At 63.6% G+C, this 15,132-nt stretch carries 12 protein-coding genes; 7 read left to right on the forward strand and 5 right to left on the reverse strand.

What is annotated here, in order from left to right; genetic code table 11:
* Window positions 1-95: 95 nt before the first annotated feature.
* The 3 genes from I7X13_RS10395 to I7X13_RS10405 all read left to right on the forward strand — a co-directional run bounded on the left by I7X13_RS10395 (window position 96) and on the right by I7X13_RS10405 (window position 2,763).
* Window positions 96-1,130 (forward strand): YncE family protein, encoded by a 1,035-nt coding sequence (locus I7X13_RS10395; protein ID WP_198075417.1) that lies wholly within the window; start codon window positions 96-98, stop codon window positions 1,128-1,130.
* Between the two features lie 204 nt (window positions 1,131-1,334).
* Window positions 1,335-2,078: a phosphatase PAP2 family protein gene (locus I7X13_RS10400; protein ID WP_198075418.1), complete on the forward strand. Its 744-nt coding sequence runs from the start codon at window positions 1,335-1,337 to the stop codon at window positions 2,076-2,078.
* Between the two features lie 106 nt (window positions 2,079-2,184).
* Entirely contained in the window at window positions 2,185-2,763 is a 579-nt protein-coding gene (locus I7X13_RS10405; protein WP_198075419.1) for a phosphatase PAP2 family protein, read from the forward strand.
* 23 nt (window positions 2,764-2,786) lie between these two features.
* On the opposite strand, the gene I7X13_RS10410 is transcribed toward I7X13_RS10405, so the two are convergent.
* Window positions 2,787-3,323 (reverse strand): GNAT family N-acetyltransferase, encoded by a 537-nt coding sequence (locus I7X13_RS10410; RefSeq protein WP_198075420.1) that lies wholly within the window; start codon window positions 3,321-3,323, stop codon window positions 2,787-2,789.
* A gap of 285 nt (window positions 3,324-3,608) precedes the next feature.
* Between I7X13_RS10410 and I7X13_RS10415 the strand changes: the two genes are divergently transcribed.
* A complete protein-coding gene (locus I7X13_RS10415) occupies window positions 3,609-4,679 on the forward strand; it encodes an NYN domain-containing protein (protein WP_198075421.1) in 1,071 nt (356 codons plus the stop codon).
* Between the two features lie 104 nt (window positions 4,680-4,783).
* Window positions 4,784-5,155 (forward strand): hypothetical protein, encoded by a 372-nt coding sequence (locus tag I7X13_RS10420; RefSeq protein WP_198067973.1) that lies wholly within the window; start codon window positions 4,784-4,786, stop codon window positions 5,153-5,155.
* A gap of 103 nt (window positions 5,156-5,258) precedes the next feature.
* On the opposite strand, the gene ggt is transcribed toward I7X13_RS10420, so the two are convergent.
* On the reverse strand, window positions 5,259-7,010 hold the full coding sequence (ggt, locus tag I7X13_RS10425) for a gamma-glutamyltransferase (protein ID WP_198067974.1): 1,752 nt from the start codon (window positions 7,008-7,010) through the stop codon (window positions 5,259-5,261).
* Between the two features lie 146 nt (window positions 7,011-7,156).
* On the opposite strand from ggt, the gene I7X13_RS10430 reads away from it, so the two are divergent.
* Together I7X13_RS10430 and I7X13_RS10435 are read left to right on the forward strand one after the other, a co-directional pair.
* On the forward strand, window positions 7,157-9,205 hold the full coding sequence (locus I7X13_RS10430) for an alpha amylase C-terminal domain-containing protein (protein ID WP_198075422.1): 2,049 nt from the start codon (window positions 7,157-7,159) through the stop codon (window positions 9,203-9,205).
* Window positions 9,206-9,465: 260 nt separating this feature from the next.
* Window positions 9,466-10,017, forward strand: a complete 552-nt coding sequence (locus I7X13_RS10435; protein ID WP_198067976.1) for a DUF4468 domain-containing protein — start codon at window positions 9,466-9,468, stop codon at window positions 10,015-10,017.
* Between the two features lie 87 nt (window positions 10,018-10,104).
* Here I7X13_RS10435 and I7X13_RS10440 read toward each other — a convergent pair whose 3' ends face one another.
* From I7X13_RS10440 to I7X13_RS10450, 3 genes are all read right to left on the reverse strand, one after another.
* Entirely contained in the window at window positions 10,105-10,863 is a 759-nt protein-coding gene (locus I7X13_RS10440; RefSeq protein ID WP_198075423.1) for a DUF72 domain-containing protein, read from the reverse strand.
* Between the two features lie 742 nt (window positions 10,864-11,605).
* The gene (locus I7X13_RS10445) at window positions 11,606-12,490 is read right to left on the reverse strand and encodes a ligand-binding sensor domain-containing protein (RefSeq protein WP_213019053.1); all 885 of its coding nucleotides are present in this window, start codon (window positions 12,488-12,490) and stop codon (window positions 11,606-11,608) included.
* A gap of 647 nt (window positions 12,491-13,137) precedes the next feature.
* The gene (locus I7X13_RS10450; RefSeq protein WP_198075425.1) at window positions 13,138-15,024 is read right to left on the reverse strand and encodes an alpha-amylase family glycosyl hydrolase; all 1,887 of its coding nucleotides are present in this window, start codon (window positions 15,022-15,024) and stop codon (window positions 13,138-13,140) included.
* Between the last annotated feature and the right edge of the window lie 108 nt (window positions 15,025-15,132).

The raw sequence follows: 15,132 nt of genomic DNA on the forward strand, positions 1-15,132 counted from the left end.
AAGAGCAGGGTGATTGACTACCGCCAACCGCTTCAGCCCAGCTACAGAATCGGCTCCGACCTTCGCCGCATCGGTTTCATCCTAAGCCCTTGCCCGTGAAAAATCTGCTGCTGGCCGCCCCCCTGTCCTTGACCTTTTTCGGCCCCGCCGCCCACGCCCAAACTGCGGCCGTTGTGCCTTATCATTTGCTCAACACCATTGCCATCGGCGGCGAGGGCGGTTGGGACTACCTGAAAGTAGACCCCGCCGGCGAGCGCCTCTACGTGTCGCACGGCACGCGGGTAGAAGTCGTGGATTTGAAGACCCGCAAGGTCGTTGGGACTATTATGGACACGCCCGGCGTGCACGGCATTGAGGTAGTGCCGGGTACCAATCGCGGCTACATTACCTGCGGGCGCAACAACACCTGCGTGGTATTCGATGTGAAAACCCTGAAACCCATCGGCGCGCCCATTCCCACCGGCCCCAAGCCCGACGCGCTGCTGTATGACGCCTTCTCGAAGCGCATATTCATCTTCAGCAATGATGGCGGCAAAAGCACCGTGCTCGATGCCAAAACCGGCGCCGTAGTGGGCACCGCCGAGCTGGGCGGCGACGTGGAAGAAGGCGTGAGCGACGGCCACGGCACCATCTTCGTCAACCTCGAAAACAAGAGCGAAATAGTGGCTTTCGATGCCATGACGCTGGCCGTTCGCCACCGCTTCCCGCTGGCCCCCGGCGAAGAGCCCACCGGCCTGGCCTACGATGCCAAAACCAACCGCCTCTTCAGCGCCTGCGCCAACGAAAAGCTGGTGGTGACCGACAGCAAAACCGGCAAGCAAATCGCCGTGCTGCCCACCGGCAAGGGCACCGACGGCGCGGCTTTCGACCCCACCACGCGCAACATCGTCACCTCCAACGGCTCGGGCACGTTCACGGTCATTCACGAAGACGCGCCCGATAAATTCTCGGTAGTGGCCAACGTGCCCACCGCCCGGGGTGCCCGCACCATGAGCCTCGACCCGAAAACCGGCCACTTCTTCACCGTCACAGCCGATTACGGCCCCACGCCGGCCCCCACCACCGAGAACCCGCGCCCCCGGCCCGGCATCGTGCCCGGTACGTTCCGGGTGCTGGAATTTGGACGGTAGGCGAGGATGGGAGAAAAAGCTGTCAGCCTGAGCGGAGCGGAGGACCTTATCATGTTGAAACAGCTTGTTCTGATGTGATAAGGTCCTTCGCTCCGCTCAAGATGACAAACGGCGCGGTAAAGATGCTTCGCTGTGCTCGGCATGACGGTCGTTTTTCTGTTGAGTCCGTAGTTCACCTTCACCAATTCCCAACAACCCCGCTGCATGTTTGCCGACTTCTGGCCCCGCCTGCGCCACGCCCTGCGAGTTCACAAGATGCTGCTGCTGGCCCTGCTGGCTGGCCTGGTGCTGCCGTGGGTGGTGTTCGTGAACGTGGCCGAGGACATCTGGGAGCACGGCGGCTTCATCGGCGACAAGCAGATTCTGGAGTTTCTGCACGCACACGCCACGCCGGGGCTCGATAAGCTGGCGCTGGCCCTCACCGCCGCCGGTGACCCATTGCCGATGGGGGTTCTGGCGGTGCTGCTTACCGTGGGACTGGCCGTGTGGGGCACCCGCCGGCAAGCTTGGTTTTTCGGGCTGTCGGTGGGCGGGGCCATGGCCCTGAATGTGCTCGTGAAAGTGCTGTTTGCCCGGCCCCGGCCTGCCCTGTGGCTCAGCCTGAAGCCGGCCTTCTACTACAGTTTCCCCAGCGGGCACGCCATGGGCGCGGCGGCCGTAGCCACGGCCCTGGGCTTCCTGCTGTGGCAGCACCGCGGCCACTGGCTGGCCTGGGTGCTGGGGCCGCTGTTTGCGCTGGCCGTGGGCTGGAGCCGCATGTACCTGGGCGTGCATTACCCCTCCGACGTGCTGGCCGGCTGGACGGGCTCGGTGGGCTGGGTGGCGGGGCTGCACGTATTGTTTTCGCCCGAGTTCCACGAGCTGCGGCGGTTTTGGCGCGAGGCGCTGCACCGGCGGCTGCCCACCGTGGTATCGCCGCCGCTGGAAGCGCAAAGCGCCCCGGCCTAGCCCCCGCGTTGTTATTTGCCGCCGTTTAAGACCCGGCCTCTTCATGCTTTCGCCTCCGCGTTCCGTTTTCAGCCCAACGCCGCCGTCCGGGGCATTGCGGTTGGTTTTGCTGTTTTCGGTCGGAATATTTGGGTGGCTCGCCTGGGCGGTGGTGCGCACCGGCGGTCTGCCCTGGGATGTTCCCATCCTCGAATTCTGGCACCACCACGCCACGCCAGCACTCGATAAAGCAGCCGTATTCCTCACCATCGTGGGCAACACCTGGCCGATGGTGGGCCTCGGGGCGCTGGTGTGGCTAGGGCTGCTGTGGCGGCGGCAGTGGCGGGCGGCGGGGGTGTGGTTTGCGGCGGTGGGCGGGTCGATGCTGCTCACGCAAATTATCAAGCCCCTGGTGGCGCGGCCGCGGCCGGCGCTTTGGGCCAGCATCCGGCCCGAGCACACGCTCAGCTTCCCGAGCGGGCACGCCATGGACACGGCGGCCATTGCCACGGCGCTGGTGCTGCTGTGCTGGGGCGGCCGGGCGCGCGGCTGGGCGTGGCTACTGCCGCTGTTTTCGCTGGCCGTAGGCTGGGCGCGTGTGTACCTGGGCGTGCACAACCCCTCGGATGTGCTGGCCGGCTGGGCAGCGGCCGTGGCGTGGGTGGTGCTGGTGCACCTGGTGGCGCGGGGCATTCGCCGCACCTAGCCCAGTTGTTGAAAGTCTGGCGCTTACTCCTGCTGCGGCGCATTCGCCTCGTACCACACGCACGGCATCCCTTCCACCAGAAACTCTGGCCCCTCGCGCAAGCCGATTTTAGTCAGAATGCGGCGCGATGCCACGTTGTGCGCGTCGGCGTAGGCGCAGATTCGAGGCAGGTGCATTACTTCAAACCCATAATCCAGCCAGGCGCGGGCGGCTTCGAAGCCGTAGCCCTGCCCCCAGAATTGCGGCAGAAACCGGTAGCCCAGGTCGTAAAAATCGCGCTGGCCGTTGATGGGGCCGGCTACCAGCTTCAGCCCGGCCCAGCCCATAAACTCGCCGGTTTCGCGCAGCACCACGGCCCAGCGGCCAATGCCATTGGTGGCGTACTGCTCCTGAATGTAGCGAATCATGGCCAGGCTCTGGGTCGGCTCGCTCACCATGTGCCCGCCAATGCCGCCCAGGTAGCGGTGCACGGCCGGGTCGGAATCGAGTGCGAACATGCCGGCCGTGTCGGCGTCGGTGAGGGGGCGAAAATGCAGGCGGGCGCTAGCGAAGGGCAGCATAGGAGCAGGGGAGGAGCAGCGAAGGTACTGCCTCAGCATCGGCTGCTGGCGTGGGCCGGCTCCATCCCCAGGCCGGGATATTTGCCAAAGCAGCGGCCCGGCTGCGTACCTTCACCCCTTCAAAGTATAAAGACGAGCCGGCAAGCTACGGCTCCGGTTACAAGCCCGTCGGGCAAATTGCTCCGGTGTCCACAGCCGGAATAGTTGCCGTTCAGGTGCGTGTTGTTCAAGTGTTCTGGTCTTCCCTCAGGGCTTTTCTGTGATAGGACTTAGTATTTCTGCACCATGTTGCCCAAACCGACAGCTTCCCCCTACGCGGCCGTTTTCATCGATTTCGAGAACGTCTATTACTTTCTGAAAAACCATTTTCACGACCCGCCCGACCTCAACGACATCTGCCTCGACATCGTGCGCACCCTGCGCGAGCAGCTCAGCGACAAGGGCCTCGACAGCCTCATCAGCTACGCCTACGCCGATTTTGAGCGCCTGGCCACCGCCCCCCAGGGCGCCCTCTACCTCATGGGCGTGAGCACCCGCAACGTGCTGGGCACCGACCACAAAAACGCCGCCGACATGCAGCTCTGCATCGACGCGCTGGAGGTGATGTACACCCGGCCCGACATCGGCACCTTCGTGCTCGTGGCCGGCGACCGCGACTACATTCCCGTGCTGCAGCACCTGCGCCGGCAGGCCCGGCAGGTGCTGGTGGCCGGTTTCCGCGAGTCCGTGTCCGGCGATTTGCTCCAGAACATCGGCTCTGCCCAGTTCATCGATGCCCGCGACTTGCTAAGCATTGAGCGCGTGGAGCAGCTCGAAAAACGTCGCGCCGACCGCCAGCGCACCATTGAGGAAAGCCGCCGCCTGCGCGAGCAGGGCCTGGCCGGCGTGCCCTCGGCCGCCGCGCTGGCCGCCCGCGCCAACGGTGCGGGCGAGGCCACCGTGCCCCAGCCCAAAGTGGTGCCCGTGCCTTCGGCCAGCGCCCCGCGGCCCATTGTGCCGGCAGTTCCCCGGCCGTTTGTGTCGCGCGACGACGTGCCCGAATTTGCCCCCGTCCGCCGCCTCACTACTGACATGGAGCGGCGCACGCTGGCCTTCATGCTGGCCGAGTTTCAAAAGCTCGAAGCCAAGCAGCAGCGCCGCGTGACGGAGCTGTGGCTGGGCCCGTTCATGCGCCTGCTCACCGACGAGCTGCCCGAGCTGCCCGACTACGAGCGCCGCGACCAGCTCAACAAGCTGCGCGACGCCGGCACCATCCGCATCGAGAAGCGCGAGGGCGAGCCGCACCCGTTTTCCGTCATCGTGGTCAACTACAGCCACCCCGACGTGCAGGAACTCCACCCCGGCACCGAAAACTAGCCGCCCCGCCGGTTATCTTTGGCCGCCGAACGGCGCGCCGGCCTCTGGCCAACGCGCGCGCCGGGGCCGTTCCCGTTCCTTTTTCATCCCTTATTTTTCGTTTCATGAGCTTTATCTCCGAAGCAGAATCCAGCATTCGCCTGCTGTTCGACGTCAACAACGCAGGCTTTCACGTTGACCCCGGCAAGGGCCTGAACCACCTCGAAAACTGGATTCAGCACCTGCGCAGCATCGACCAGCCCGCCACCCGCCTCATGGTGACCGAGCTCGAAACCATGCGCACCCACATCAGCAACAACAACGTTGCCGGCATGGCCCAGGCCTTCCAGAACCTCGGTGAGATGACGGCCAAAGCTGCCCTCACCACCCACAACTTCAGCGGCGAAGGCGACAAAGCCCGCGAGCTCAGCCAGAAGCTGATTGCGGCCGCCGGCAACCTGCGCCACATTGCCGCTTCGCAGGTGGTGCAGCACTAAGCTGCGGCTTAGCCAAGTAGTGTCTGGGTTGGAGGAAGCCCAACAAAAAAGAGTCAGGCTGTGCGCAGCCTGACTCTTTTTTGTTGCCACCCCTGAAGTGGTTTTAGTACCCCAGCGCCGTATCGTCGCCGCGCGGGTCGGCCCCGCCTTCCAGGGTGCCTTCGGGCAAGACGTGGATGATGTCGAGCCGGCCCCAGGGCAGGTGCGGGTTGAGGTGATAGCCGCGGGCGCGCAGCGTGTCTTGCGCTACGGGCAGCAGCGCCCCGGCTTCTACCTCAATCTGGTCGGGCAGCCACTGGTGGTGCAGGCGCGGCGCGGTCACCACCTGCTGGGCATTCAGGCCATAATCAACAATGCCAATGATGCTCTGCAATACACTGGTAATGATGGTGCTGCCGCCGGGTGTGCCGGTCACCAGCGCCACTTTGCCGTTGCGGGTGAGGATGGTGGGCGTCATGCTGCTGAGCATGCGCTTGCCGGGCGCAATGGCGTTGGCGGTGCCGCCCACCAGCCCGTAAGAGTTGGGCACGCCGGCCTTGGCCGAGAAGTCGTCCATTTCATTGTTGAGGATGAAACCGGCCCCGGGCACTACCACCTTGCTGCCGTAGGCACCGTTCAGCGTTGTGGTGCAGCTCACCGCGTTGCCGAGGGCATCGACGATGCTATAATGGGTGGTTTCGTCGCTTTCGTAGCCAGGCAGGCCAGCTCCGGCGGCGATGGCGCTGCTGGCCGTGGCCCGGCCTTTGGGGCGCATGGATGCGGCCCGCTGGCGGTTGTAGTCCACATCAAGCAGCTTCTGCACGGGCACGAAACCGAAATCCGGGTCGCCCAAATAAGTAGCGCGGTCGGCGTACACGCGCCGCTCGGCCTCGGTGATATAGTGCACGGCCAGGGGCGTGTGGTAGCCAGCCTGGGCCAGGTCCACGGGCTCCAGCATTTGCAGCATTTGCAGCAGGGCCACGCCGCCCGAGCTGGGCGGCGGCATCGTAATCACGTCGTAGTCGCGGTAGTGGCCGCGCAGGGGCTCGCGCCATTTGGCTTTGTAGGCGTCGAGGTCGGCCTGGCTCACGAGGCCGCCGCCACGCTTCATCTCGCTGAGCAGCAGGCGGGCCGTTTCGCCTTTGTAGAAGCCGGCGCGGCCCTGGTCGCGCACGCGGGTGAGGGTGCGGGCCAGTTCGGGCAGGCGCAGGGTGTCGCCGGGCTGCCAGTCGCCGCCGCCGGGGCGCACGTAGGCCGGCGGGTTGCCGGGGTTGTATTTCTGAAAATCGGCGCGGGTGCGGTTGAGGCCGGCGGCCTCTTTGGCCGTGAGCGGAAAGCCCCGCGTGGCCAGCGCCACGGCCGGCTGCACCAGCGTGGCCCACGAAAGCTTGCCCAGCTGCTTGTGCAGCGTCACCATGCCGGCCACGGTGCCGGGCGTGCCCACGGCCAGCGGGCCGGCGGTGCTCAGGTCGGGGACCACGTTGCCTTGCTTGTCGAGGTACATGTCCCGCGTGGCCCCAGCGGGGGCGGTTTCGCGGAAGTCGAGCGAGCCGGCCGAGCCGTTGCGGTCGCGGTAAAGCAAAAAGCCGCCGCCGCCGATGTTGCCGGCCACGGGCAGGGCCACGGCCAGGGCAAACTGCACGGCCACGGCCGCATCGTAGGCATTGCCGCCACGCTGGAGAATCTGGGTGCCGATTTTGGACGCTTCGGGGTGAGCCGAAACCACCATGGCGTAGCGGGCCAGCCGGGGAGCAGCGGCCTTGGGCGGCGGTGTGCCCAGCGACCCCTCGAAGGCCCGCGAGGTGGACGTGACCGGCCGCTCGGCCGAGCAGGCCAGCAGCAGCGCCAGCGGAATGGTCAGTAGACGGTATTTCATCATTGGGCAAAATAACGCCATGTTTCAGCGGATTGCTATTGCGGGGCTGAAATTGCCGGTCAGTTCGTATAAATTGCCGTTGAGCCGCCGCAACTGCCAAGCCGGCAGTGGCGGCGCGTTACTTTTGGCCCAAACCTTCCCGCATCATGGCTGCCTCGAAACCCACCGCCTCCGCCGGCCCCAAAGCCCGCCGCCCAGCCCCGCTTGCCCTCGTGAAAAACGATGCCTGGCTGGCGCCATATGAGCCCGTGCTGCGCCGGCGCCAGGCCCGCCTGCAGGCCCGCCTGGCCGAAATCGAACAATACCACGGCTCCCTGCAGAACTACGCCACCGCCCACCAGCAGCTCGGGCTGAACCACGACGCCGGCCGCGGCGGCTGGGTGTACCGCGAGTGGGCTCCCGGGGCCGATTACCTGTCGCTGGTTGGCGATTTCAACAACTGGGACCGAGGGGCCAACCCACTCCAAAAGCTTGATTTTGGGGTTTGGGAAGCGTTTTTGCCCGATGTCGAATACGACCAGCGCCTAAGCCACGGCAGCCGCTTCAAGGTGCACGTCGCGGCCAATGGACAGGGCAAAGACCGCCTGCCCGCCACCCTGCGCCGCGCCGTGCAGGACGAGCAAACCAAGGACTTCGCCGGCCAAATCTGGCGGCCCGAAACCGAATTCCGCTGGACCGACCAGAAATTCAAGCCCGCCACTGCCGTTAAAGAGCCGCTCATCTACGAGGCCCACGTGGGCATGGCCACCGAAGACGAGCGGGTGGGCAGCTACCGCGAATTCGCCGAAAACATCCTGCCCCGCATCGAGGCCGACGGCTACAACACCGTGCAGCTGATGGCCGTGATGGAGCACCCGTACTACGGCTCCTTCGGCTACCATGTGGCCAATTTGTTTGCGGCCAGCTCGCGCTTCGGCACGCCCGAGGACTTGAAGTTTCTTATCAATGAAGCGCACCGCCGCGGCATTGCCGTGCTGCTCGATATCGTGCACTCGCATGCTGTAAAAAACGAGGCCGAGGGCCTGGCCGATTTCGACGGCTCCGGCAACCTCTACTTCCACAAAGGCGAGCGCGGCAACCACCCCGGCTGGGACAGCAAGCTCTTCGACTATGGCCGGCCCGAAGTGCAGCAATTCCTGCTGAGCAACCTGCGCTACTGGCTCGAAGAATTTCACTTCGACGGCTTCCGCTTCGATGGCGTAACCAGTATGCTCTACCACCACCACGGCGAAGGCGTGGCCTTCATGGGCTACGACAACTATTTTGGTGATGCCGCCGACGAGGATGCCATTCTGTACCTGCAGCTGGCCACCACGCTGGCCCACGAGTTCAAAAAAGGCAGTCTGTTAATTGCCGAAGACATGAGCGGCCTGCCCGGCCTGTGCCGCCCCATCAAGGAAGGTGGCGTGGGCTTCGACTACCGCCTAGCCATGGGCATCCCGGACTATTGGATAAAGCTGCTCAAGCACACGCCCGACGAAAACTGGCCCCTCGGCGACCTCTGGCACACCCTTACCAACCGCCGGGCGGGCGAGAAAACCATTGCCTACGCCGAAAGCCACGACCAGGCCCTGGTGGGCGACAAAACCCTGCTGCACTGGCTGATTGACGCGGGCATCTACTCCCACATGCACGTGACGGACGGCGACCCCGGCGCTGCCCGCGGCGTGGCGCTGCACAAAATCATCCGGCTGGTCACGTTGGCGGCCGGCGGCGAGGGCTACCTCACCTTCATTGGCAACGAGTTTGGGCATCCCGAGTGGGTCGATTTCCCCCGCGAGGGCAACGACTGGAGCTACCATTTCGCCCGCCGCCAGTGGAGCCTGGGCGACAACCCGGAGTTGAAATTCCACCAGCTCGGCGAGTTCGACAAGGCTATGATTCACCTGGCCAAAGCCCGGCACCTGCTGGGGGCCGGGCCGGCCACGCTATTGAAGCACGACGAGGAAAACAAAGTGCTGGTATTCGAGCGCGCCGGGCTGGTATTCACCGTGAATTTTCACGTCGAGAAAAGCCTGACCGACTACCGCTTCTGGGTGCCGGAAGAAGGCAAATACCGCGTGGTGCTCTCGTCCGATAACAGCCGTTTCGGCGGCTTCGACCGGCCCGATGAGGCGTTTGAGTACGAGACACATGAGCACCAGCTCAGCCTGTACGTGCCGAGCCGGGTGGCGCTGGTGCTGGCGCGGGTTTGAGTTGCCTTAGGAATGTAGGGTTAAATTACCGTTTTGGTGAGCGCAAAAAGATGTGCCCAAAAGCGACTGGTATGCAAAATGGAAAAGGGCAATGCCCGATTCCTCTTGCCCTTGCTGTGCCCTTGAGCCACGTCGGGTACGCCCTTTGAAAGGCCGCTCAGCCACGGCAACGGCTTATCTTTACCCAAGAAGTAGCCTTCGCTTTTCTTCGCGGAACGCACCCCTAGTAGCTGATTTTATCTACCTTCTGAGCCGCTCCAATGCGCCGTTTCTTTCTTCTGTTCTTCCTGTTCGCCCCGTTTTTGGGTGCCCGCGCCCAAAAGCCAACGGACAAGCCCGCGCTGCCGCGGGACCCGGAAACGGGTAAAGTGACGTATACCGCCGTTGTCGAGGTGCCGGGCGCAACTCAAGCCCAACTGAAGCAACGCGCCGTGGAATGGATGCGCAAGAACATCGGCGCCCGTGACGGCGCGGCGCCCGTGGAGGACAAGGAAACCGGTCAGCTGACGGTGCAAGTCGAGCAGCACACGATGGCGCAGGTTGGCATTTACCCCCTGCCCGAAACGGTGCACAGCACCTTGGTGCTCTACACCAAAGAAGGCAGGTACAAATACGAATTCACCAATTTCAACGCGGTCAGCATGGGACCGTTTGAAAACGACGAGCCAGCCGTTAAAGTCGCCCTGGGCGGGGGCATGATTCGTCGGGCTTGGAACGCCACTCGCAACCTGTCCGACCACGAAGTGAAGGAGTGGATTGCCAGTCTGGACAAGGCCATGCAAGCTAAAACCAAAGCAGGCAACGACTTCTAGGGTTTACCCAGACAGGCCCGCGCCGTGGTTTACCCCGGCTTGGCCCTGGGAACCAGTGCCCCTGGCCGCGGACGCGCGCGGTATGGCTCACGCCCGCTCCGCGACCAGCCGGTACAGGTCCTGGGCATTTGCAAACGCGGCGCCCATGGTATTGTTGAAGTAGGCATACACGTCTTTCCCCTCCTGGAGGTAGTCGTGTATCTGCTCGGCCGTGTCGTGCAGAAAGTCATGCTCGTAGGACTCGCGGTAGTTGCCCTTGGGGCCGTGGAAGCGCATGTAGACAAAGTCGGCCCCCTCGTTGAGTTGGGCGTTTCGGGCGGGGCCTTTGTCGTGCAGCACTAGGCTGGCGCCGTGGTGGTCCAGCATCTCCAACGCATCGTCGGTATACCAGCTGGGGTGTCGAAACTCCACCGCTTTGCGCCACTCCTGGGCGGGGTCTGCCGCTGCAAGCGCAGTCAAGAGGGCACTGACCGCGCGTAGCTGGCGAATGGTGTTGCTGGGCGGGAACTGAATAAGCAAGCATCCCTTTTTAGGGCCCAACTCCCGTGCGGCATCTAGAAAGCGGACCAGGCCGGAGAGGTCCTCGGCCAGCGTCTTGGTGTGGGTAATATCGCGCCACAGCTTGATAGTAAAGTCAAAGTCAGGGCCGGTTTCCGCGGCCCAGGCCGCAAACGTTTTGGGCTGGGGGATGCGATAGAAGGTGCTGTTAATTTCCACCGAGTTAAACAGGGTGGCATAGTAGGTGAGTCGGCTCGTAGCCTGGTAGGCCGCCGGAAAGGTGGCCTTGGGACCGGGCACGACAATGCCGCTGGTGCCCGTGCGCAGGGTGCCAAGGAGGGCAGGCATGGGAAGGAGTTAGACGGACGTTTCGGGGTATAACGTGCCACGCTGCCTCGTCGTTTTACCCCAGGCGCATCTGCACGGGGGCCCAACTCATCACCGGCTGGTCATCGTAGTGCTCTTTGCCGGCCAGGCAGGGAACGCCGCGCTAAGGCGCGGCACGCCGCCGAAGGCACCGAACGGCGCTGCTACGCCGGGGGCCTGCTGCCCTGCCCACCCAGCGCCCCCTGGGCACGCGCTGTCTCAACGACTGCCGGCCGCGCACCTTCACCGCCGCCGAGCAATGGGTGCTCGACCTGCTGGCCGGTCTCGTCAGCCAGACCATTCCCTGCGCCTCACCTGCCTGGCTCGGCCCCGGGCAGAGGGAGAAAACCCGCGCACAACGGCAAGATGAGCTGCGCGAATTCACCGCCCTCGTGCGCTACCTACGGCGTCCAGATTCCCGTACCCGCCGAGCTGCTGGGTCAAGTTTAATGCCTGCATACAAGCTGTTCACCGTTAACTGCCCCGAAACATGGAAGCGTTAGGGGCTCTGCTCAACTGCCATTTTTATGCCCCCCGCAATCATGGGCCAGTGGTTTACTACGGAGATTCGGCGGGACAAACCCGTAATCTTTGCGGCCGTTGCCCTCGTGCCCCGCTCGACCAGCAGGCCAGGCGGAAGTAGCAATCGGCGTTCGCGCCGCAACCCCGTGGGAGCGCCTTTTCCACGCGCCCCGTCGGTTCGGCTTCGCAGCCCCTTCCCCCATTATGGCCGCCCTGCTCTATCTGTAAAGTCCGTGAGGGTCTTGCCATCGTACCGATACACGCCGCCCTCCGGACCCAACGCGCCCACCCAAATGCTGCCGTCCTTCGCCTCCACCATCCCGCACAGCGCGCCTGTTCCGTCAATGGACATAATGTCGGTGACGGAGGGGACCGCAGTGTACAAGGACGCGTGCGCGTACCGGGAAAGCGCCCAGACCCGTCCCCCGGGAGGACGGACGCTGCCCGTCGTCCAGATATTGCCGTGTTTGTCTTCGAGGATTGCCGAAGCCCCCCGCGACGAGGCCTTCGCGATGGTCTGGCCGTCGTAGCGCCACAGGCCCTCGTTGTCCCCGAGCCATATGGTGCCGTTTCTGTCTTCGAGGATGGACCCTACGTTGGCAAAGGCGGTCCCGTCGGGGCGTTTGAACACGGTAAAAGTGTTGCCATCGTAAAAACAGGGCTCGCCCCGGGTGCCAAACCAGACCCTTCCGGTGCGGTCTTGCATGATGGTCGTGAGGGCGTTATTGGACAGGCCGTCGGCGATGGTAAATGTTCGAAACGAGTGCCCGTCGTACCGACTGGCGCCGCCGCCGGTGGCGAACCAAATATTGCCGGCGCGGTCTTCGCACACGGCCATCACGGCATTGCTGGCCAGTCCCTGACGGGTGGTAAAATGGCGCCAGACGTTCCCCTGGCGGCAATATGCGCCTGAATCCCGGGTGGCGCACCACAGGCGTCCGGTTCGGTCTTCCAGCACGTCCCAGAAGCTGGGCGAACGGATGGCGCGGGTGAGGTGGGTGAACGATTTCCCGTCGTAGCGGTACACGCCGCGGTAGGAGGCCACCAACACGCGGCCGTGTTGGTCGAGCTTGACGTTGCGCACCATGCCGTATGGCACCCGGGCCGTGACGGCGTCGGCGGACTCGGACGGGCCGGCAGCGGGAGGCCGTTCGGTTGGGGACGGTTCACAGGAAGCACCAAAAACAAGTAACCCGAGCAACGGGTACAGCGGAGCGTGTCTGGTCATGGTCTGGTTTGGCCGGGCGCGCCGGTCTTAGTGTAAGTCTGCTCCTATGGCAAGAGAACCCCCATAGCGGGACCTTTAACCACGGGCGTGAGCCATTGCCCCCAGAGCGCAATTCGGCCACGCCTTGCCCGCGCGGGGCCAGGGATAACGGAGGGGAAGCACGCGGCGAGCAACCTCCCCCGCGCCGGCCGAGGGATTAGCTGTTGACTGAAAAGAGCCTTTTAGTGAGCGAACACCGGCTCCCTGGAACTGGCTCGCTGTAGCGTCTTGTGCTTAGCTGGGCGGTTCATCCTTTTCTGCAGGGGGTAATCCTGGCTTTCGGTTGAATTCCCCGTTTTAGTAAACCAATGATGAAAGCTGCTTTAAATGTCTCCTGAGTTCTAGAGGGAGTTTAATAAACTGGTTCACCTTTCACAGTTCAGGAAACTCGCTTTCGAAACGAGTTTCCTGAACTGTGAAAGGTGAGGCACTAACCACCTTTGGAGCGTATCGGCGCTGCGCCATGGCTACTTTAGCAGCTCCAGCACCACGGCCGTTTTGGCTGGCAGTTGGAGCGTCGCCACGCTGCTCAGGCTTTCGCCTGTCAGCACGTTGCGGGCTTTGGTGAAGCCATTCATGCGCTCCACGAAACGGGCGGTGGGCAGCGTGGCGGGCTTGTCGGTAGTGTTGGAGGCTACCATCACGGTGCCGTTGGCATCGTAGCGGAAATACACGTAGAGGCCATTTTCAGGCAGGTACTGCATCAGCTTGCCGTCGTGCAGCACCTTGTGGTCGCGGCGGTAGGTGGCCAGTTTGCGCACGAAATCGAAGGCGTCGTTTTCGCGGGCGGAGCGGCCGGCGGCGGTGAATTTGTCTTCCTTGTCGCCGGGCCAGCCGCCGGGGAAATCGCGGCGCACCTCGGCATCGGTGGGGTCTTTGAAATTCTTCATCAGGATTTCGGTGCCGTAATACATGCTCGGGATGCCGCGGGTGGTGAGCAGCCAGGTCAGGCCCATCTTGTAGCGGTCGAGGTCGTCGCCGATGACGGACAGGTACCGGTCGTGGTCGTGGTTGTCGAGGAAGGTGACGAGTTTGGTCGGGTCCTGGTACACGGCGTCCTGGGCCAGGGCCTGGTAGGGGTGCTGGGGACCGCCGTCCCAGCCGGTGGCGGCGGGGGTGCCCACTTCCTTCAGGCCGGCCAGCAGGGCGCCTTCGAGCACAAAGTCGAGCCCGCCGGGCTGGTTAGATTTAAAGGGGAAGTCGATTTTGTTTTTTACATAGTAGCTCTGGTCCACCACGTTGTTCACCGACGACTCGCCAAAAATGTGGATGCGCGGGTACTCGGCCAGCAGAGCCGCGTTGCAGCGGTTCATGAAGGGCTGGTCGTTGTACATGTAAGTGTCGATGCGCCAGGCATCAATGCCAAAATTCTCGACACTCCAGATGGCGTTTTCAATCAGGTAATTGGCCACGTAGGGGTTCTGCTGGTTGAGGTCGGGCAGGAAGGGCACAAACCAGCCGTCGAGGGTCACGCGCTTGTCGCTCGCGGCGGCGTGCGGGTCGGTGATGGGTTGCTGCTTGTAGGTGGTGTTGGTGTAGGTGGGCCACTGGTGCAGCCAGCTTTTCATGGGCAAATCCTGGAGGAACCAGTGCGTGTTGCCCACGTGGTTGTACACGGCATCCTGCACCACCTTCAGGCCGGCGGCGTGGGCCTGCTGCACGTAGCTTTTGTAGGCCGCGTTGCCGCCCAGGCGGCGGTCCACGTTGTACTGGTCGGTGAAGCCGTAGCCGTGGTAGGAGGCGCGCATGGTGCCGCCTTCGTTGGTGAGGGGCTGGTTATTTTCGAGCACCGGCGTAAACCACACGGCCGTCACACCCAGGTCTTTGAGGTAGCCGATGCGCTGGGCCGCGCCCTGCAAGTCGCCGCCGTGGCGGAAGAAGGGGTTGGCGCGGTCCATGTTCGGGTCGCGCATGTCGGCGAACTTGTCGTTGGCCGGGTCGCCGTTGGCAAACCGGTCGGGCATGGCCAAGTAGATGAGGTCGGCAGCCGTCACGCCCTGGCCCTTGGGCGATTTGTCGCGGGCGCGGATTTCCCAGGTTTGCGTCACCGTCTGGCTACCTTTTTTGCCAATAATCTGCACTTTGCCGGGCTTGGCGGTGGGGGCAATGGTCAGGTCGAGAAAGGCGTAGTTGGGGTTCTCAACCGTATTGGTTTTCACCAGTTTCACGCCGGGGTAATTGATGCTGTAGGCCAGCGTGCCCGCCCCCGGGCCGTGAATGAGCACCTGCACGCTCGGATTCTTCATCCCCACCCACCAGTTGGTGGGGTTCACGCGGTCGATGCTGGCGGTTTGGGCGTTGGATAAGGTCGGGAGCAGCAGGGCCAGGAAGGGCAGCAGGTAAGGTTTTTTCATGACGAGAGCGGGTGGGGAACCGACGAGGGACGATGAGAATAAAATGTATGCTACGTGCGCTTGTGGGGCACCTCACCCCTGGCCCCTCTCCGCGGGAGAGGGGCCAGG

This window comes from Hymenobacter negativus (genome assembly GCF_016056375.1).
Taxonomy (GTDB): Bacteria; Bacteroidota; Bacteroidia; order Cytophagales; family Hymenobacteraceae; genus Hymenobacter; species Hymenobacter negativus_A.